Origin of the sequence: Spongiibacter sp. IMCC21906 (genome assembly GCF_001010805.1) — a bacterium.
GTDB lineage: Bacteria > Pseudomonadota > Gammaproteobacteria > Pseudomonadales > Spongiibacteraceae > Spongiibacter.
Map to the genome: position 1 here is coordinate 386,666 of NZ_CP011477.1, position 19,673 is coordinate 406,338.

The following is a 19,673-nucleotide window of genomic DNA, read 5'->3' on the forward strand; positions in this document are numbered from 1 at the left end:
GCGCATTTCAGCAGGTTATCCAATGCTCTGCATAACAGAAAAAGGCTTGCGCAACAGGGTTATGTCATGAATTATGTCTACGCAGACGTGACCTAAGCGGCGAGGAATCTACGATTAACAGTCTAAAAAAACTGCCGGTGATTTTACTCAGTTATTTACTGAGCATCACGGCAAGCGCCGAAAATATTCATATTGCCGTCGCCTCTAATTTTACTGCGGCGATGAAGTCGATTGTCACCGCGTTTGAAGAAGACACCGGCCACAAGGTCATTGTGTCCTATGGCTCATCGGGCAAAATATATGCTCAAATTCAGCACCACGCGCCTTTTCAGCTGTTTCTGTCAGCGGACCAGAGCAAACCCAAAGCCCTTGAAGAAGACGGGTTGACCGTCCCAGGCAGTCGCTTTACTTATGCTATTGGCGCACTGGCGCTGTGGTCGGCAAAAGTGGATTTTATCGATAAAGAATACCGCCCTTTAAAACAGGGCCGTTTTGACAAACTGGCGTTGGCAAACCCCAAACTAGCCCCCTATGGGGTTGCCGCACTTGAGGTGCTGGAAAAGCTGAACTTAAAAAGTAGCACCCAAACAAAATGGGTTCAGGGGGAAAACATCGCCCAAACCTATCAGTTTGTGGCGTCAGGGAATGCCGAACTGGGCTTTGTGGCGCTATCCCAAATCATGGACAAGGGCCATGTTAGCACTGGATCGAGCTGGCTGATTCCTCACCACCTCTATAACCCCATTCGGCAAGATGCCGTACTATTAAAATCGGCGCAACACAGTGCCGCTGCCAAAACCTTGTTGATGTATTTACGCAGCGATAAAGCCCGAGAGATTATTCATTCTTACGGTTATCAAACCGAGTAAGGCATCCATACCCTACAAACCCGCCTTGAATAAACAGAATTATTTCAGCCCCTGCTCACCGATTTTTATCGGCAGCACTGGCGGCCTTATCCGCATTATTGACAGTAGTGGCAATAATGTTGACAGATTTGACGAAAATCTTGCTGTAAGAACAAAAATTCTTAGCCTAAGACAGCTTTTTAAAAACATAAAACCCAGTAAAAACAAGCAACTACACTGCTCCCACAAATAGCCCGGCAAGCTGGCACACTTTGTGATATATCATAAAGGAATTAATATATTCTTTTTTTGTATATGGCATTGCGATAAAGGTCGCTATTCGCCATCAGGAGGACCGCATGAACAGCGCCATTCCCTTCACCCCCGACCTCAGCCAACAGCCCGAGGTAGTCCCGTTTTTTGATGCGCCAAGCAATACGTTTTCCTATGTTGTAAAAGATCCTGCGTCCAAGGCCTGTGCGGTGGTGGATTCGGTTATGGAGATCGACTACGCCGCTGGCCGTCTAAGCCTGGACGGGGCCGACAAAATTATTGACTACATCCAAGGCCAACAGCTCGAACTGCAATGGATTATTGAAACCCATGTCCATGCCGACCATCTTTCTGCCGCGCCTTATATCCAAGAAAAATTAGGCGGCAAAATCGGCATTGGCGCGGATATTGTGACGGTACAAAACACCTTCGGCAAAATCTTTAATGAAGACACTGACTTTGCCAGAGACGGTTCCCAGTTTGACGCCTTGTTCAACGATGGTGACCAATATCATGTGGGGCAGTTGGTTTGTCATGCGCTGCACACCCCCGGCCATACCCCCGCATGCATGAGCCATGTTATGGGTGATGCCTGCTTTGTCGGCGACACCTTATTTATGCCTGACGGCGGCACCGCCAGAGCCGATTTCCCCGGTGGCGATGCAACCACACTTTTTCAATCCATTCGCCGTTTACTGTCCTTGCCCGGCGAAACCCGGCTGTTTATGTGCCACGACTATATGCCCAATAATCGCGAAGTGGCCTTTGAAACCACCATTGCCGAGCAACGCGCTTCTAATATCCACGTTCATGACGGTGTCAGTGAAACCCAGTTTGTTGAAATGCGCGAAGCGCGGGATGCCTCACTGGGCATGCCCCGGCTGATTCTGCCCTCGCTACAGGTCAATATGCGCGCCGGTCACCTCCCCGCCAGTGATACCAACGGGGTGGTGTATTTAAAACTGCCCATCAACCAACTTTAGCCGGGGAGACAAGGCCATGCAATACAAAACCCTCGATGCGCAACTAAGTGTATCTGGACAAGTCAATGCAGATGATGTTGCAGCTCTTGCCAAGCTGGGAGTGAAAACCCTGATCTGTAACCGCCCCGACGGAGAGGCTGTAGATCAAATAGGCTTTGAAGACATTGCCCGGGTCGCCGCTGAACACCATATGAGCTGCCACTACCTGCCCGTTCAGTCTGGCCAGGTCCAAGACGACGAGGCAGCCCATTTTGGCACATTACTGGCCACCAACCCTGGTCCGATTCACGCCTATTGCCGCAGTGGTATGCGCTCTACCACTCTATGGGCGCTGAGCCAAAGTCAACAGCGACCGTTAAGTGAAATCAGCAATATGGCCAAACAGGCGGGTTACGACATCCACGGCCTGGCCACCCGCATCGCCAGCCATGGCAACAACTTTGGCAACCATGTTTTGGGGAGTTTTGATGTAGTCATTGTGGGTGGTGGCGCAGCTGGCATCGCTACCGCATCCAGTATTTTGGCTCGCCAACACAATATCTCTGTCGCCATTATCGATCCGGCAGATGTTCACTATTACCAGCCCGGCTGGACCTTTGTCGGCGCGGGCATTTTCAGCCCCAGCCAAACCGCCAAAACCATGGCGTCGTTGATCCCCAAAAATGTCGAATGGATTAAAGCGGGCGTTGCCGCCTTTGACCCTGACCGAAACAGTGTTGTTTTAGAAGGTTGCCGTTTAATAAGCTACAAACGGCTTGTTGTTGCGCCGGGTTTAAAGCTGGATTGGGCCGGTATTGAAGGGCTGCCAGAGACCTTGGGACGCAACGGTGTTACCTCCAACTATCGCTTTGATCTAGCGCCATACACATGGGAGCTTGTGCAAAACCTGCGGGAAGGACGGGCGCTGTTTACCCAACCCCCGATGCCCATTAAATGTGCTGGCGCGCCACAAAAAGCCATGTACCTCTCTGCGGATTATTGGTATCGCAATCATCGCTTGAACAATATCAATCTGGCTTTTTATAACGCGGGGCCAGTGCTGTTTGGGGTGGCCGATTATGTGCCTGCTTTAATGAAATATGTTGAAAAATATCAGGCCCAACTTAATTTCAGTCATAAGCTGGTCAAAATTGACGGCGAGACCAAAACCGCCTGGTTTGAAGTTGCAAAAGATAATGCCGAACCAGAATTAGTCTGCCGTGAATTCGATATGATTCATGTATGCCCACCCCAAGCAGCACCTGATTTTATTCGTGTCAGTCCATTGGCAGATGCCGCAGGCTGGGTCGATGTCGACCAGCACACCCTGCGGCATCTGCACTATGACAACATTTGGTCGCTGGGCGATGTCATGAATGCTCCCAATGCCAAAACTGCCGCTGCGGCACGCAAACAAGCGCCGATAGTCGCCCACAATGTGTTGGCCGATATGGGAATGTCCAAAGGCATTGCCCACTATGATGGTTACGGTTCTTGTCCGCTCACGGTCGAGCGCGGCAAAATCGTGCTGGCTGAATTTGGTTACGGCGGCAAACTGCTCCCCAGCATGCCTCGCTGGTTGCTTGATGGCACCAAACCCACCCGGCTGGCCTGGCTTCTGAAAGAATCAATGCTGCCACCCATTTACTGGAAGGCGATGCTACGCGGCAAAGAATGGCTGGTGAAACCGGTTATTGAGGACGCTTGATGGCGCCGACAAAACCCACTCACAAGCCAGGCTGCTTATACAGCCCCTGTACGCTAAAGGACATAACATGGTGAAAATACTCGCCAGGTATTTCCCCATACTGAGCTGGGGCCAGGAATACAATAAAGCGTCTTTGATCAGCGATGGGCTCGCGGCGGTCATTGTCACCATTATGTTAATCCCACAGTCGTTGGCCTATGCGCTGCTAGCCGGCCTGCCAGCCGAAATGGGGCTGTATGCCAGCATGCTGCCACTGGTGGCCTACGGTATATTTGGCACCAGCCGCACTTTGTCGGTGGGGCCGGTGGCAGTGGTGTCGTTAATGACCGCCTCTGCGGTGGGGCAAATCGCCAGTAGCGGCGATGTGAGCTATATGGCAGCAGCCATGTTGTTGGCGCTGATGTCGGGATTTTTTCTGCTGGCTATGGGACTGTTAAAAGCCGGATTTTTGGCCAATTTTTTATCTCATCCTGTCATTGCAGGCTTTATTACTGCCTCGGGAATAATTATTGCCTTTAGTCAGCTCAAACATATTTTGGGCGTCAATGCCCAGGGCGAAAACCTGCTGCAATTGTTAATCAGTCTGTTTTCTCAGCTCCAATATACAAACCTGAGCACTTTGGCAGTGGGCTTGCCGGTACTGGTTTTTTTATTTTGGGTACGCAGTGGTCTCAAGGCACTGCTGCTTACCCTAGGCATGACGGAATTCAGCGCCAGCATGCTGGCCAAAACCGGTCCCGTGGTTGGGGTCATTGCGACCAGTGTCGCTGCTTACGGTTTTGAGCTGGGCAATCAAGGCGTCGCGTTGGTGGGCCAGGTTCCGGTTGGCCTGCCCGAATTGCAGCTTCCCGCCATGGACAACCCCGCCTGGAAACATCTGCTGATCTCAGCCATTTTTATTTCGATTATCGGCTTTGTTGAGTCGGTCTCTGTGGGGCATACCTTGGCCGCCAAACGTCGCCAAAAAATTTCACCGGATCAAGAGTTGATTGGTTTGGGCGCGGCCAATATCGCGTCATCCCTGTCGGGCGGTTATCCGGTTACTGGTGGCTTTGCCCGCTCCGTGGTTAATTTTGATGCCGGTGCCGTCACCCCGGCAGCGGGGATCTTTACCGCCGTGGGCATTGCCCTCGCCGCCATTTTTTTCACCCCTTATTTAGCCTATTTACCAACGGCAACACTGGCGGCCACCATTATTGTCGCCGTGTTGTCACTGGTGGATTTTTCAATACTGAAAAAAACCTGGTCTTATGCCAAATCCGACTTTATTGCCGTCACCACCACCCTATTGGTAACGCTGATTTTTGGTGTAGAAATCGGGGTTGCCTGCGGGGTATTCGCCTCGCTGGCACTGCATCTGTATAAAACCTCAAAACCCCATATGGCCGTGATAGGCGAAGTGCCCGGCACCGAACATTTCCGCAATATCCATCGTCACAAAGTGATTACCCATAGCGATATACTGTCGCTGCGCATAGATGAAAGCCTGTACTTTGCCAACGCCAGTTATATTGAAGACCGCATATATGCTTTGCTGGAACAGCAGCCAAAAGTAAAACACGTTGTGCTAATGTGCACCGCCGTCAATGAAATTGATTTAAGTGCGCTGGAGGCGTTGGAATCGATCAATATGCGCCTCACTGACAGCGATATAAAACTGCATCTATCGGAAATTAAAGGGCCGGTGATGGATATGCTTGAACGCACGCATTTTTTAAGTAAATTAAGCGGTGAGGTGTTTTTAAGTCATCATCTTGCCGTGAGCAAGCTGGCCGATTCACCCCGTCAAACCCAGCCGCTGAACTGGGAAATTTAAGGAGTCTTTAGTGTCAGACCATCAGGATAATCAGCCAAAGTCCCAATCTAAGTCAGGGCCACTCACGGTGTTACGCAGTGTTATTTCTGCTGCATTTGGTGTGCGCAACAGCCGTCACCGGGGCAAAGAAGCCAAGTTTCGCCACTATGTATTAGCAGCCGTTATTTTTGTGGTGCTGTTTTTAATTGTGGTCAATTCCGTAGTGCGACTGGTACTCAGCCAAACCGCCTAACGCGGTTTTTTATCAATACGCCTGATCGAGCCTCAAGCATTTCTGCGTATTGATTGCATGACCCATTCCTCCGCCCAAACGACCCATTCCACCAACGAGCTGCTCACCAAACTGTGGCGGCCCACGCTGCTGTGCTGGATGGTTATTAGCTTGGGGCTGTGGTCGGGCTTACCTGCCGGTGGTCTTATCAACATTACGCCATGGGTATGCGGGATATTATTAGCATCTGTTGGCGCAAGCCTGTCGGCCATGCTGTGGCCTCTTCGAGAATCAGCCCGCCAAGTCCCAGGGTTTTGGGCAGTATTGCTATCAGCACTAGCAGCCCCTATTGCTGGTATTGCCTTTGCCCTAGAAGCCAAATCGCTGCTAAGCCTTTACCCCACTATCAAACTGGCAGGACTGCTGTGGATGATATGCTCGATGGGTGCGGTGTTAACCTTGGTGGTCTGTCGATTTATATTAGCCCTACAACAACCTCAGCGCATCATCGATAAGCCAACATTACCTACCGGAGAGAGCTTACAAACGGATTGAAGGACGGGGGAGGTTAAAACGTAAATCGGGTAAATTGCCGGCAATCCATCGTTCCAACAACAGCAGTGCCACTCCGATTAGTACGAGCTAGCCTTAAGAAACCAGTACCCCCTCCACCACCCACAAACCCAGAAAACTCAACAGTAAAATAGCAAACAGATTTATCATCAATCCTGCCCGCACCATATCTTTAATACTCACCTGCCCACTGGAAAACACCACCGCATTTGGCGGCGTCGCCACCGGCATCATAAAAGCGCAGGAGGCTGCCAGGGCAACGGGCACCGCATAAAGTAATGGCGAGTGGCCTTGAGCAACAGCCAAAGCACCCATCAATGGTAAGAAGGCAGCTGTTGTTGCCGTGTTGGAGCTCAACTCGGTTAGAAAGACAATGACCGCCACCAAACCTAAGATAATAAATAGCATTGGCATAACCGCCAACAAATCTAAGCTTTGGGCAATCCATTCAGCCAACCCGCTGCTTTTAATAACCGCCGCCAATGCCAGGCCACCACCAAACAGTATCAGTACGCCCCAAGGCAGACTTTGCAGATCACCCCATGTTAGTAAGCGCTTACCTTTTATTCCTGATGGCAAAATAAAAAAAGCGACGGCGGCGATAATCGCAATAACCGTATCGTTTAATCCCGGCAAGTATTGGCTTAACAATGGCCGAAGAATCCACGCCGTGGCGGTGAGTAAAAACACCGTCAATACCCGCTGTTCTGCTTTGCTTATGCTGCCCATGTCACTCAGTTCGGTATTGAAAAGCTGGTCTGAGCCTTGCGCCTTTAGCGTGGGCAGCGGGCCCCGGCACAGCCACCACCACACAAAGACCAACAAGCACAGGGAGATAGGCAAGCCGACCAGCATCCATTGCGCAAAGCCAATTTCAATACCGTGGCTGTCTTTAATATACGCCGCCAGCAAGGCATTTGGCGGCGTGCCAATTAAAGTAGCCATGCCGCCAATGCTGGCACTATAGGCCACAGCCAATAAAAGGGTTTTACGAAAATTATTGGCCTGGCGGCTATTACCTGAATGATAAGCCAGCACTGACAGGGCAATGGGTAACATCATCACGCTGGTGGCGGTATTGCTGACCCACATGCTCAAAAAAGCTGTCGCCAGCATAAAGCCAGCAATCTGCGCCCTCGCTTCACCTCCAGATCGTTTTAAAATAAACAGCGCAATACGCCGGTGTAAATTCCAGCGCTGCATGGCAATACCCAGCACAAAGCCACCAAAAAACAAAAAGATAATCGGGTGCGCGTAAGCCGGTGCCACTTCGGTCAAATCCGCTATACCCAATAACGGGCAAAGGATGAGGGGCAGCAGTGCCGTGGCGGGAATCGGGATTGCCTCACTGGCCCACCAAACCGCCATCCACAAGCCCATTCCTGCCACCCGCCAAGCGGGGTCCGCCAAACCCGCTGGCGCAGGAAGCAGTAAAGTCACTGAAAATACTAATGGCCCAAGTAATTGAGGAAACCATGCCATTAATTGTAGGCGCGTAACTTTCATGCTTGAGCCAACCATAACAAGGTGATTATTGTTTGCGACTGCCGGTCTGCAAGGCTACCATCTTTGCCGTAATCTATTTAAATCGTAGGGCTTATGAATTTTATCCGTATCTGTACAACCGTGTTACTGCTGGGAGGTCTTATTGGCTGCCAGTCCACTTACTACAACGCCATGGAGAAAGTCGGTGTTCACAAACGCGATATTCTGGTTGATCGCGTAGACGAAGCCAAAGAATCTCAGGCAGATGCTCAGGTAGAGTTTCAAGACGCCCTCACCCAATTTCGCAGCGTGGTCAATTTTAAGGGCGGCGACCTAGAAGAGCTCTACGACCGCCTCAACGGCGAATATGAAGATAGCGTCGAGGCCGCCGAGGAAATCCGCGACCGCATTGATAAAGTCGAATCGGTGGCCGAAGCCCTGTTCGATGAGTGGCAAGACGAATTAGAACTCTACAGCAATGCCCGTCTGCGCAACGAGAGCAAAGCCAAATTGGCAGACACTCAACGCCGCTACAAAAGTCTGATCAGCAGCATGCGCAAGGCCGAAAAAAGCATGGAGCCAGTCCTGTCAGCACTGCAGGATAATGTGCTTTACCTGAAGCACAATCTTAATGCGTCCGCCATTGGCGCCCTGAAAGGCGAGCTGAACAGCATCGACCGGGACGTCTCTTCGCTGCTTAATGCCATGAACAATGCCATTAAAGAATCGGATAGTTTTATTGCTCAATTGCGTTAGTGAACTTGGCGTCGTGTTCGACGTGCTCAAGCAGAATTGCAAATGCGCGTAGAACACACGCCATTCACAAAAGAGTACGCCTGCGTTGTCATTTTCACAGGGGTTTAGTGACTCCGAGTCCAGAAAATCCAACTCCGCCAGCCACTTACTGGATACCTGCAGACGTGGGTATGACTGCGTTTTAAACTTTATGAGCCGGGTCCTACTCGGCAACATTCGGTTTTCGTTACTTTTTAAGCTCCGATGAAGCAAAACCAGAGTGTTTCCGAACAAACTGTCGACGCAATACCGGGGAGACAAAAATCTGGTCGACTCCCTTACATCAAGCTCGTCATTCCGAACCCGCTTTACAGCGATCCGGAATCCAGAAAGCCCGGCGACGTCAGTTACTCGCCTTCGCGGCTCTGACGGGATTGAGACTTTGCTGAATCGAATCTCCACCTCAAATCCAGTCTTGTTGTCATCAATTGTCCAAACCTTGGAAACAATCTCCACAGTCCCCACTCTTATAGGTACCATGGTGTAATCGATACTATGGTGGTGCCTTTGGAACGGGAGATTTCCGGCAATGACGACAATGATCACTGGGCGCAAGATGCAACGCCTCACATTAATCAGTTTTATCCTCAGTATGCTGATACTTAGCGGCTGCGGTATTAACAATATTCCCACCTACGACGAACAAGTAAAATCAGCGTGGGGACAGGTCGAAAACCAATACCAGCGCCGAGCGGATCTGGTGCCTAACCTGGTATCAACAGTGAAAGGTTTTGCCGCTCAAGAGAAAGAAACGCTTACCGCCGTTATTGAAGCGCGCGCCAAAGCCACGTCCATTCAGTTGAATACCGATGATTTGGGCAATGCCGAAAAAATGCAGGCTTTTGATAAAGCCCAGAACAAACTCAGCGGTGCCTTGAGCCGTTTAATGGTGGTGTCAGAACGCTACCCCGATCTCAAGTCCAACCAGAACTTTCTCGCCCTGCAGTCTCAGCTTGAGGGGACCGAAAACCGCATCGCGGTGGCTCGCCGGGATTACATTAAGTCTGTGGAGAAGTACAACACCGAGATTCGTACCTTTCCCGGCCGGCTCTGGCACAGCATGATGTACAGCGATCTGGAAATTCGCGAAAGCTTTGAAGCCACTACCGAAAACGCCGAACAAGCGCCCAAGGTTGAATTCTAATGTTTTTTCTCCGTCCCCAGCTTTGGCTACTCAGCGCATGCATGTTGTTTAGCAGCTTAGCCTTAGCAGAAATCGACTTTCCCAAACTGAGCGGCCGGGTAGTCGATGAAGCGAATATGCTTTCTACCGCCACTGAGCGCAGCCTGAGTGAAAAGCTTGCCGGTCACGAACGCGCCACCAGCAACCAGCTGGTAGTGGTCACTGTTAATGACCTTCAAGGCAACAGCATTGAAGACTACGGTTATCAGCTTGGCCGCGAGTGGGGCATCGGCCAAAAAGACCAAAACAACGGCGCACTGCTGATTGTTGCCAAACAGGAGCGTGAAGTGCGGATAGAGGTGGGTTATGGCCTTGAAGGCCAGTTAACTGACGCCATCAGCTCACAAATTATCTTTCAAATCATCACCCCTGCTTTTCGCCAAGGTCAGTTCGACACCGGTATCAGCCAAGGCGTAGATGCCATGATTAAAGTGCTGGGCGGAGAGAGCCTCCCAGCCCAAGGCAATGCCAAACAAACAGGCAAAGCGCCCCCTGCTCTGGGCGGCTTACTGATGCTGTTTGTTGTATTAATGATGCTGGGCGGTGGCGGCCGTGGTGGTCGAGGCTTGCTGGGCGGGTTATTGCTAGGCTCCATGCTGGGCGGCAGTCATCGCGGTGGCTTTGGCGGTGGGGGTGGATTTGGCGGAGGCGGCTTCGGTGGAGGAGGCGGCGGTTTCGGCGGCGGCGGTGCCAGCGGTGGTTGGTAAGTTCCCCGTGCTTGATCCAAAACACGTCCCCACGGTTTCTATAATGGAGTGCAAATGAGCCTACTAAGCCAAACAGAACAAGATCAGGTCGCCGAGGCAATTCGCAATGCCGAAGCACAAACCGATGCGGAGCTGGTTACCGTGCTCGCGCGGCAATCCGACGATTACAGCTATATCCCCCTGCTTTGGGCGGGAATGATGGCGCTGATCCTGCCCGGTGCCATTAACTATTATTCCGGCTGGCTGGGTATGCATCAGTTAATTCTCAGCCAATGGAGTTTGTTTATTATTTTGGCATTGCTGTTTAGGCTGCCTTTTTTCGGCCCGCAACTGGTGCCAAAATCGGTTCGCCACTGGCGCGCCAGCAACATGGCCCGGCGGCAGTTTTTACAGCAAAACCTTCACCACACCAAAGGCGAAACCGGCATGCTGATTTTTGTGTCAGAGACCGAGCGCTATGTAGAGATTCTGGTCGACCGGGGCATTTCGGCCAAAATCCCCGACAGTCAATGGCAGAGCATTGTGGCGCGTTTCACCCAGCAGGTTAAAGAAGGTAAAACCTTGGATGGCTTTCTGCATTGCATCGCCAGCTGTGGCGAAGAACTCGGGCGGGCACTGCCTGCCAGCCAAACTAAAAATGAATTGCCGAATCACTTGGTGATCCTGGACTGACCCTTCCTGAATGGGGCCGGTTTTGCTCGGCCCCACATGCACCCACATCAGCACGGCAAAACTACCAGTCTTAAACTATTGACCGCTCCCTGAAGCTGCCCTAAAAAGGCAGACCTTTTCTTTCTGTGCAAACATCATGGCATGGGTTTCTTTCGATATTTTTCGCACCCTGGGCTTTGCAGATACCCTGCAGCTCAAACCAGAACAACTCTTTAAATACCGAGATCAAATCGGTGCTGCTGACTGGGTGTTGTTTCCTGAATACTGGCAGCTCAATGCCTTACGCTACGGCCTGAATGCCAAAGTCTTTCCCAGCGAAGCCAGTTATCACCTCGGCCATAACAAAATTGAAATGACCCGGGCCTTTGAGTTGGTCGCGCCCTCCCATACTCCATTAACCATTATCCAAGCCAATACCCCTGACAATGCCGAACAACTGTGGCAACAAATGCTGCTGCCCTTTGTCGCCAAGCTGCCCAAATCTTCTCAAGGTGACGGCGTCTGGCTAATCAATGATAAACAGGACTGGCGCGAGTATCTCCATCGCAGCGATGTACTCTATGTACAGGAATACCTGCCCATCGACCGGGATATCCGCATTGTCATTATTGGCGATCAACTTATTGCGGCCTATTGGCGGCAGCAGGCAACAAGAGGGTTTTATAACAACGTCAGCAAAGGGGGCTTTATTGATCGCAGCCCTGTTCCCCAACCCGCCATTGATTTGGCACTGAACCTCGCCAAAACCTTGGGGATTAACCATGCCGGGTTTGATATTGCTATGGTCGGTGATCATCCCTACATACTGGAATTTAACCGTCTGTTTGGCAATCAAGGTATAGAAGGAGGAGATGCACGACTGCGGGACGCCATCATTGACTATCTGAACCGGGAATCTACACCTACAGGACCAAACTTTCCTAATCGTCCAATAAGCAACCGTCGGCCACTCAAGCGGGCTGCCTAACTCAGCAAAGGCACTATTTTAGTGCGAATACTTGCCTTCCACACCCCATTAGTGCACCATCTTGATTCGTTCAAAATTCATGCATCTTTCTTCTGGGCTACGAAATAAACAGCTCAAAAATTTTACTGAGAAAGCCGCACTGCCATGGCGATATGAGAGTAGCGTTCTCCCATAATCGGTACACATTATAAATGGCGTTGCCTGCATTAAAAATTTTAGATTAGTAATAAAAAATAAATCATGTTGATTTAATTTCTAATATGTCCACTATGACAGAGATGAATCAGAACAATAAATTACCGCCAAAATCTTCTCGCCAGCCTACGGTAAAATTTGTCGTTAGGGCCTTTCTCTCTTTCGCCGACTAAAAGCAGAATTTTAGTCGGCAGACACAAAAAATCACACCGCGTTACTAAGCTCAAACTTGGGCGGTTTTTGCACACCTGTGTTTTTTTAAAGAGAAAATGTTGCCATGAATTACGAAAGCGATCTTGTTATCAGTGAATCAGACTACTTAAAAATTAAAAAATTAATTTCAACAAATCGATCAACCGCAACAATGGAGCTGCTCAGTAAGCTTACGCGCTGTGAAATTGCTAAAGACGAGGACACACCTACTACCGTTGTAAGATTGTTTAAAGAAGTTCTCTACCAAGAAATTGCCACGGGAAATACCCGCAAGGTCTGTATCGTAATGCCTTGGGAGTCCGACGTTATAAAAATGCGGGTGTCTATATTATCGCCCGTTGGCATTGCCTTACTCGGCACCTCCATCGGCGATACCGTTTGCTGGCCACTGCTCCACGGCAAATCACTACTTCTTAAAGTAGTGTCAGTTGACCTACCACAGCAAGATTATTCTGAGAGTATTAAATACGTCTATTAACACCATCACTAATGTTCACAGGTATGGAAAATCTCGCAGCATTACAAAGTTGTAATGCATTGCGTTATAGACACTGAAATAAAGGCACACGCGTCCAAATTAGGCATGACGTTCTGAGCTTGTCGCAACATTATTGATATTTTACTCAATTGCTTATTGACAAAATATTCAACAGGGTGTAATTTCCAGCCATTGATATATGCAATGATAATAAGCTAAGAATTTCGCCATCAAGGAGCAATGTTATGAATGTTCTTCCACATATGAGTAATGAGGAATATTTCAAGTACTGGCGCGTATGCTGCGCTATGGGTCCCGTTTTTCTCGCCTGTTTTTTATTTTTTTGGGGGTATCTGGGCTTCAATGTTCCACCCATTCCTGCGGATTGGACAGCTGATCAGATGGCCGCCCATTTTAGAGAAAACTACAATTCCACAAGAGCTGCCATGGCGGGTGCCATGTTGTTTGGCGTACTTTACTTACCTTGGACCCTATCCATTACAAAAGTGATGCAATGGATAAACCCCAATAAAAACGATATTTGGTCAACACTGCAAATGTGGGGTGGCGGCCTGACAGTGGTACCGCTAATTACATCATCCGTGTTCTGGTTAACGGCTTCTTATCGACCAGAATCCTTGCCTCCCTATATGCTGCAAATGCTGTATGACCAGGGTTGGCTGCTGATCGACATGTTCTACGCCATCACCACTATTCCAATGGTCGCCATCGGTGTTGCAGGCTTAACTGACCGACGCAAAAACGTGCTGTTTCCAAAGTGGGCGTGTTGGTTTTCTATTTGGGCTGGCGCCAGCTTTCTTTTTGAATTGTTAATGCCATTTTTTAAATCTGGTCTTTTTGCTCGCCAGGGCTGGTTGAATTTTTGGGTTGAATTTTTAGTGTGGTTTTTTTACATCGTCATTATTTCTTACTACACATGGAAAGCTATTCCACGCTTATATAACGAGAGAGAAACCTTGTTAAAAATGAATAATCTCTCACCCTCAGCTCATGATTTCAGCCCCGTTCAAAAAGAGGTGGCCTAATGTCAAATTCTCAAAATTCAACACTCCCCTGGAATGAAACCAAAGATCAATCCATATCCAGCCAAATTTCAGCGGGTGTGCATTTTTTTATGCTTGCCGACATTTTTGTGTTTAGTGGGATATTTATTGATTTTATGCTGAAACGGTCCCAAGACCTGGAAACATTTAATCAGTCTGCAGCTCTTCTCAACCCCTGGTCAGGAATTATCAACACACTGATACTTATCACCAGTGGTTTCTTTGTTGTGCTTGCATTTAATGCGGGTAAAGCTGGCAAAGTTGCAGATATGCGGCGCTGGGTGTTATTCGCTATTGTCATTGGTGCAGGTTTTGCCGTTAGCAAAGGCTTTGAATATAGCGGCAAAATTGCTGATGGTTTAACCATGCATAGCAATGAATTTTTTATGTTTTACTACACTCTGACAGGAGCGCATTTTCTTCACTTCATTGGCGGAATGATTGCATTATCAGCAATATTTCATAAATCTAAAAAAGAAGTCATCGATGAAGAGTTTCTTGGCAACTTCAAATCCGTTGCCCTCTACTGGCATATGGTCGACTTTCTTTGGATCTCCATCTTTCCACTTCTCTATTTGTTGGGGGCATAATGAACAGCACACAAATGAGTACTAAAACGGCTGCCGTGGTTTGGTTGTTATTAATTATAGCCAGCCTTGCAACAACCTGGGTGGGGGATCATAACCTTATTTTTGCACAGTGGGGCGCGGTTATTGTAATGCTGGTAGCGGCATTCAAAACACGGTTAATCCTCAGCTATTATATGGAGCTGAGATCAGCTCCTCTAATATTACGATTAAGCTACGATGCGTGGATATTGCTTACCACGGCTATCATTCTCTATCTTTGGCTTACAGCTTAAGGCACCTCTGATTAATTCGGTAATGTTTCAACGGAGTCTCTGGCGCGCACTGGCAAGGCGCGATGCGAAGATTAAGGCTGGTTGTCCTTAATGAGCATGGCAACGCAGTCCAGTGTGCGCCAGAGACCCGCCCCTCGGGGCTTAGCCAAAAACGGCTCAACTGCGTTGCCGCCACTTGAAAGGCAACCAGCATTCCTTCATGTCGGCGCCTTGTTGAGCCGCTTTTGGCTAAGCTTGAGATATCACCGATATTAATCAGAGGTGCCTTAATATTTATACGTTAACTCTCGATGATCAGCCATCTCGGTGAGATGGCTGATCTTTTTTTTCGATAACCCTAATAATATTCTATTCTCCCAACCCAAATACGGTTTTTGATTTCTCAAAAATCAGGCTTGCTTATTCAATATACTAACGGAAATTATTAACTATCTTATTAGAGATAATATTTCCCCTGCTGTCACAGTTCTTTTGCCTCTTTGTCACACTCGCTCTATAAACTCAAGCGTTCAAAAATATTCAGCGTGCTGATAAGAATTAAACGGGGAGGCCATAATGAAGAAACTACTAGCCACTACATTGATGCTAAGCAGCTTGTCTACGCAAGCCCTAGTCAGTAATGGTGATTTTGAAAACTGGACAGGTAATTCAGCAGACGGCTGGACCACAGTAGACAGTGGTATCAGCCTAAGCCCATCTTCTTCGGAAGTTCATACTGGCAGCCACTCCGCTAAAGTGACTGTCAATACTGCCACTCAGAGTAATACCGATTTTCGTCAGAATGTCAGCATCACCTCCGGCAGCAGTTATACTTTTAGTGTTTGGGTAAAACACAGCGAAGGCGGTGTAAAAGCTCGCCTCTATGTCGATGGTTATCAAGCTTACTCTGACCCTTCCGAAGTTAATCAGTGGCAAAAAATTTCGTATAGCTACACGGCTAACACCACTGGCACCATAGAAGTGGGGCTACGATTTTATGACGTAAGCGGATTTGACGGCAGTGAGGACGTCTACGTTGACGACTATGCCCCCGTAACCAGCAGCTCCAGCGGTGGTAGTTGCAACGAAACTGTAGGAACACTGGCACTAGACACTGACAACTACGGCGGCGAAACCAGTTGGGAAATTGCCAATAGCGTCAATGCCATAATAGCCAACGGCAGCGGCTACAGCAGCAATACGAGCTACACTGAAGAATTCTGCCTGAGCAATGACAACTACCGCTTTACCATCTTTGACAGCTATGGCGATGGTATTTGCTGCAATGTAGGCAGCGGTGCTTATACCCTTACAATAGACAGTAATATCGTCGCAAATGGCGGTCAATTTGCGAGTGCAGAAACCACAAGCTTTAATGTTGGGGGAAGCCCTTCTGGCGACGGCGCTAATCTCAGCGGCTATTACGCCAGTGCTGACGGGCTTAGTGGATACGCGCTTAAAACCGAACTCTATAACATCATCAAGGGACATTCATCTCAAGGTTACAGCGCGTTGTGGAGTTTTTATAATAACAACGAGCGTGATAACTACTTTGAAAATGACGGTTCTCTACTGGATATTTACTCGGAAAATCCTACTGGTAGTGACCCCTACATTTACAGCAACAGTGGCTCACAATGTGGAAACTACAACAGTGAATCTGACTGCTATAACCGTGAACACAGCTTTCCACGTAGCTGGTTTGGCGGCTCCCTAGAACCCATGAACTCTGACGTTCATCACATTTTTGCCAGCGACGGCTATGTCAACTCCAAGCGAGGTAGCTACCCTTATGGTGAAGTGGCATCAGCAAGCTTTACCTCACAAAATGCCTCCAAACTTGGAAGTGCGACTTCAAACCTAGGATACGGCGGCACCGTATTCGAACCCATCGATGAATTCAAAGGCGACTTAGCTCGCGCGTATTTTTACATGGCAACACGCTACGAAAATGTTATTGCTGGATGGGAAAATAATACCAGCAGCAGCGATGCCGTACTAAACGGAAATGCCAATACCGTATTTGAACCTTGGGCTCTGGATATGCTGAAAAGATGGCACGCTCAAGACCCCGTCAGCCAGAAAGAAATCGACCGTAATAACGCTGCTTATTCCTATCAAGGTAACCGCAACCCCTTTATCGATCACCCTGAACTGGTTAGTGAAATCTGGGGGAATTAAGCAAACTTACTTCACTGCGGTAGCATTGCTGCCGCAGTGATATTCATATTGTTTTTAGGTGCTTTCAAGATTATTTAATAATTTTTCCAGCTTAACCCGATGATCACTAAGTGATTCACGAACTTTTGCTTTAGCATTTTTATAGTCGCCAGCATTGTCAGATTTTTCCCATCGCTCATAAGGCAACAGAGCACAGTCAGCCTCTTGAATTAATGCGCTTAAAGCCATGATTTCTAATGACTGACGATTAGCTTACATTGATTTATTTAGGCTCTCCTGATTCGTTTTTACATCCAGCGACTGAAGCCATACCGTAAAAATTACCTAGCAAAAATGTCGCCTGCCTTTGATGCATTTAGTGGAATCCCATACTTTTATAAAAAATAATCCTGAGCCGATCCACAGTGCAGTGACAATAACAGCAAGAATAAAAAACCCTGAAAACCTTTTTATTAATAAAGCGTCCTTACTTATTTTCTAAAGTAACTCGATAAATTATTCTGTGAACGTTAACAGAATGTGCTTAATGCTTTTGGTCAAGCTGTCGAACTCAGCCTGTTCATTAAGCCTGCCGTCAAGAATATGGGGAACATGCACAAATAAGGCTTTGCTGGAAAGTTGCTTTTCCTTGATATCTGACAGCACATTGTAATAAAGAAAATTACATACATAGTCACCACAATCTTCCGATATCACGCAATGCTGCTTCTGATTGGCCAATGTAGCTTGGAGCTTTTTAGTATCAACAGCGGTGTGCAAAACGTCGCAAGCACTCGCAGAAATATAGGGTGCCTGGGGTACATAACCATCGTTATCTTCTATTTTGGTGGATAACCGGTTATGGGCCTGCTGCTCAATTCTAATATCCTGGCTGCTTGAGGCTACACCGAGCATAACGATAAAATCGGGTTGCAACTCTGTGATCAGCGCGCTTAAGGTAACAAAAGATCTCTCATACGAGGTTGGCAAAATGGCGCTATAAAGAATGCTTCCGCTTGTTTGCGTGGCGATAATGGCTTCAACAATGGCTTGCGAGGTATTACGATGCAGCTTGCCGAAAGCATCAAAGCCGCTGAGCAGAATTTTTGACCGCTGTGTCATGTTCCTAATACTCTTAAAAAAGTATGATTGCCCAGTTAAGCCGTTTTACGGGTTTGCGGTGTTAGCATTTTCTGCTCAGTGTTTTTTTGAGCAATTGCGTTCAATGGCACACTCTTTTTCAAGGTCTTACCTCAGCTTATACGCTTATATCCACCTAGTTCTCCCGAGGGAGAAAACACCCACTGCCACAATTGAATATCCCTGGCCCGAAACGCGCCCGCACAACTCAGTAGATAATAACGCCACATGCGATAAAAGCGCGTATCAAATTTTGGGGCGAGTGTTTCTGGCCAAGCTATTTCAAAATTGCGATGCCATGCCATTAAGGTTTTGTCGTAATCGGCCCCAAAATTATGAACATCTTCGGTGACAAACAGATTATCGGCGGCATCGCCAATTTGTCCCATACTGGGCAGATCCCCGTTGGGAAAAATATAGCGGTCTACCCAGGCATCGGGCACCGAGCGACGGTTATTTTTGCCAATGGTATGCAATAACATCAAGCCGTTGTCTTTTAAACAACGCCGGGCGACATTCATAAACGTCTGGTGATTTTTGCGTCCCACATGTTCAAACATGCCCAGACTGATGATGCGATCGAACTGGCCTTGAACCTCTCGGTAATCTTGCAACCAGAATGTTAAAGGCAGACTTTGATACTGTTGCTTGGCCCAATCCGCCTGTTCTTTTGACACTGTGACTCCGACACACTCCACACCATAGTGCTCGGCGGCGTAGGCCATAAAGCTGCCCCAACCACAGCCGATATCCAATATTTTCATGCCGGGTCGCAGGGCCATTTTTTTGCAGACCAGATCCAGCTTATCGGTTTGAGCCTGTTCAAGATTGGCGGCATTTTTCCAGTAACCACAGGTGTAGGTTAGCCGAGAGTCCAGCATGGCCTCATACACGGTATTACCAATATCGTAATGCTGCTCACCCACCTGAAAGGCGCGGGATAAACTTTGCAGGTTAAACAAGCGCGCTCGCAGTGAATCAATCAACATCTGTCGGGGTTTAATTTGCCGATCGATACCGTGGCGTAATATTCGAAAGAAGAATTCATCCAACCGTCGCACATCCCACAGACCTGCCATATAGGCTTCGCCCAGCGCCAGATTGCCTTGGGTGATTAACCTGGGAATAAAGCGTTTATCATGCAATTGAAGATCCCAACTGCGTGAACCGTTGATTTCGATATCCGCTTTGTTTAACAAGGCTTCAAAAACAGCATAGGGGCTGCCTTTAAAGGTAGTTTTCTCATTGCGCGTTTTAACGACACTGCCCACTGCTTCGCCTCCTCAATCCTATTGGATGTGAATCAATGCTGTGCTCAGTACTTAAAAGGCCTAGCTGCGCGCAGGCCCCTCAAGCCACCATCGGGTTTCTTAAAAAACCAG

General features: G+C 48.4%; 20 protein-coding genes. 16 read left to right on the plus strand and 4 right to left on the minus strand.

Annotated features, from left to right (window positions below; all coding sequences use genetic code 11):
• Positions 1–137 precede the first annotated feature (137 nt).
• The 6 genes from modA (at position 138) to IMCC21906_RS01780 (ending at position 6,373) form a co-directional block, all read left to right on the plus strand.
• On the plus strand, positions 138–869 hold the full coding sequence (gene modA, locus IMCC21906_RS01755) for a molybdate ABC transporter substrate-binding protein (protein ID WP_231580301.1): 732 nt from the start codon (positions 138–140) through the stop codon (positions 867–869).
• 338 nt (positions 870–1,207) lie between these two features.
• Complete coding sequence (locus tag IMCC21906_RS01760) at positions 1,208–2,104, plus strand: MBL fold metallo-hydrolase (RefSeq protein WP_047010725.1); 897 nt, start codon at positions 1,208–1,210, stop codon at positions 2,102–2,104.
• A 16-nt stretch (positions 2,105–2,120) separates the two neighbouring features.
• Positions 2,121–3,791, plus strand: a complete 1,671-nt coding sequence (locus IMCC21906_RS01765; RefSeq protein ID WP_047010726.1) for a bifunctional protein tyrosine phosphatase family protein/NAD(P)/FAD-dependent oxidoreductase — start codon at positions 2,121–2,123, stop codon at positions 3,789–3,791.
• Between the two features lie 67 nt (positions 3,792–3,858).
• Complete coding sequence (locus tag IMCC21906_RS01770) at positions 3,859–5,607, plus strand: SulP family inorganic anion transporter (RefSeq protein ID WP_047010727.1); 1,749 nt, start codon at positions 3,859–3,861, stop codon at positions 5,605–5,607.
• Between the two features lie 10 nt (positions 5,608–5,617).
• A complete protein-coding gene (locus tag IMCC21906_RS01775; RefSeq protein WP_047010728.1) occupies positions 5,618–5,839 on the plus strand; it encodes a DUF2970 domain-containing protein in 222 nt (73 codons plus the stop codon).
• A gap of 57 nt (positions 5,840–5,896) precedes the next feature.
• Positions 5,897–6,373, plus strand: coding sequence for a hypothetical protein (locus tag IMCC21906_RS01780; RefSeq protein WP_047010729.1), 477 nt, complete (start codon positions 5,897–5,899; stop codon positions 6,371–6,373).
• 93 nt (positions 6,374–6,466) lie between these two features.
• On the opposite strand, the gene IMCC21906_RS01785 is transcribed toward IMCC21906_RS01780, so the two are convergent.
• Entirely contained in the window at positions 6,467–7,897 is a 1,431-nt protein-coding gene (locus tag IMCC21906_RS01785; RefSeq protein ID WP_156165960.1) for a DASS family sodium-coupled anion symporter, read from the minus strand.
• Positions 7,898–7,990: 93 nt separating this feature from the next.
• Between IMCC21906_RS01785 and IMCC21906_RS01790 the strand changes: the two genes are divergently transcribed.
• The 10 genes from IMCC21906_RS01790 to IMCC21906_RS01835 all read left to right on the plus strand — a co-directional run bounded on the left by IMCC21906_RS01790 (position 7,991) and on the right by IMCC21906_RS01835 (position 17,172).
• Positions 7,991–8,632, plus strand: a complete 642-nt coding sequence (locus IMCC21906_RS01790) for a DUF2959 domain-containing protein (RefSeq protein ID WP_047010731.1) — start codon at positions 7,991–7,993, stop codon at positions 8,630–8,632.
• A gap of 568 nt (positions 8,633–9,200) precedes the next feature.
• Positions 9,201–9,815, plus strand: coding sequence for a LemA family protein (locus IMCC21906_RS01795; RefSeq protein WP_047010732.1), 615 nt, complete (start codon positions 9,201–9,203; stop codon positions 9,813–9,815).
• Positions 9,815–10,561 carry a YgcG family protein gene (locus tag IMCC21906_RS17135; RefSeq protein ID WP_047010733.1) on the plus strand — a complete coding sequence of 249 codons (747 nt, stop codon included), beginning with the start codon at positions 9,815–9,817 and terminating at the stop codon, positions 10,559–10,561. The genes IMCC21906_RS01795 and IMCC21906_RS17135 overlap by 1 nt, the downstream gene beginning before the upstream one ends.
• A gap of 54 nt (positions 10,562–10,615) precedes the next feature.
• Positions 10,616–11,233 (plus strand): TPM domain-containing protein, encoded by a 618-nt coding sequence (locus IMCC21906_RS01805; protein ID WP_047010734.1) that lies wholly within the window; start codon positions 10,616–10,618, stop codon positions 11,231–11,233.
• Positions 11,234–11,369: 136 nt separating this feature from the next.
• Complete coding sequence (locus IMCC21906_RS01810; RefSeq protein WP_047010735.1) at positions 11,370–12,200, plus strand: RimK family alpha-L-glutamate ligase; 831 nt, start codon at positions 11,370–11,372, stop codon at positions 12,198–12,200.
• 472 nt (positions 12,201–12,672) lie between these two features.
• The gene (locus tag IMCC21906_RS01815) at positions 12,673–13,086 is read left to right on the plus strand and encodes a GreA/GreB family elongation factor (protein WP_047010736.1); all 414 of its coding nucleotides are present in this window, start codon (positions 12,673–12,675) and stop codon (positions 13,084–13,086) included.
• Between the two features lie 245 nt (positions 13,087–13,331).
• Positions 13,332–14,132, plus strand: coding sequence for a hypothetical protein (locus IMCC21906_RS01820; protein WP_156165961.1), 801 nt, complete (start codon positions 13,332–13,334; stop codon positions 14,130–14,132).
• Entirely contained in the window at positions 14,132–14,740 is a 609-nt protein-coding gene (locus tag IMCC21906_RS01825; RefSeq protein ID WP_052763311.1) for a cytochrome c oxidase subunit 3, read from the plus strand. Before IMCC21906_RS01820 ends, IMCC21906_RS01825 begins: the two co-directional genes overlap by 1 nt.
• Positions 14,740–15,012 carry a cytochrome C oxidase subunit IV family protein gene (locus IMCC21906_RS01830; RefSeq protein ID WP_052763312.1) on the plus strand — a complete coding sequence of 91 codons (273 nt, stop codon included), beginning with the start codon at positions 14,740–14,742 and terminating at the stop codon, positions 15,010–15,012. The genes IMCC21906_RS01825 and IMCC21906_RS01830 overlap by 1 nt, the downstream gene beginning before the upstream one ends.
• 555 nt (positions 15,013–15,567) lie before the next feature.
• A complete protein-coding gene (locus IMCC21906_RS01835; protein WP_047010738.1) occupies positions 15,568–17,172 on the plus strand; it encodes an endonuclease in 1,605 nt (534 codons plus the stop codon).
• 54 nt (positions 17,173–17,226) lie between these two features.
• Here IMCC21906_RS01835 and IMCC21906_RS16770 read toward each other — a convergent pair whose 3' ends face one another.
• The 3 genes from IMCC21906_RS16770 to cfa form a co-directional block, all read right to left on the minus strand.
• Positions 17,227–17,400: a hypothetical protein gene (locus IMCC21906_RS16770; RefSeq protein ID WP_156165962.1), complete on the minus strand. Its 174-nt coding sequence runs from the start codon at positions 17,398–17,400 to the stop codon at positions 17,227–17,229.
• Positions 17,401–17,667: 267 nt separating this feature from the next.
• The gene (locus IMCC21906_RS01840; RefSeq protein ID WP_047010739.1) at positions 17,668–18,273 is read right to left on the minus strand and encodes a hypothetical protein; all 606 of its coding nucleotides are present in this window, start codon (positions 18,271–18,273) and stop codon (positions 17,668–17,670) included.
• Between the two features lie 131 nt (positions 18,274–18,404).
• Positions 18,405–19,562 (minus strand): cyclopropane fatty acyl phospholipid synthase, encoded by a 1,158-nt coding sequence (cfa, locus tag IMCC21906_RS01845; RefSeq protein ID WP_082117306.1) that lies wholly within the window; start codon positions 19,560–19,562, stop codon positions 18,405–18,407.
• Positions 19,563–19,673 lie beyond the last annotated feature (111 nt).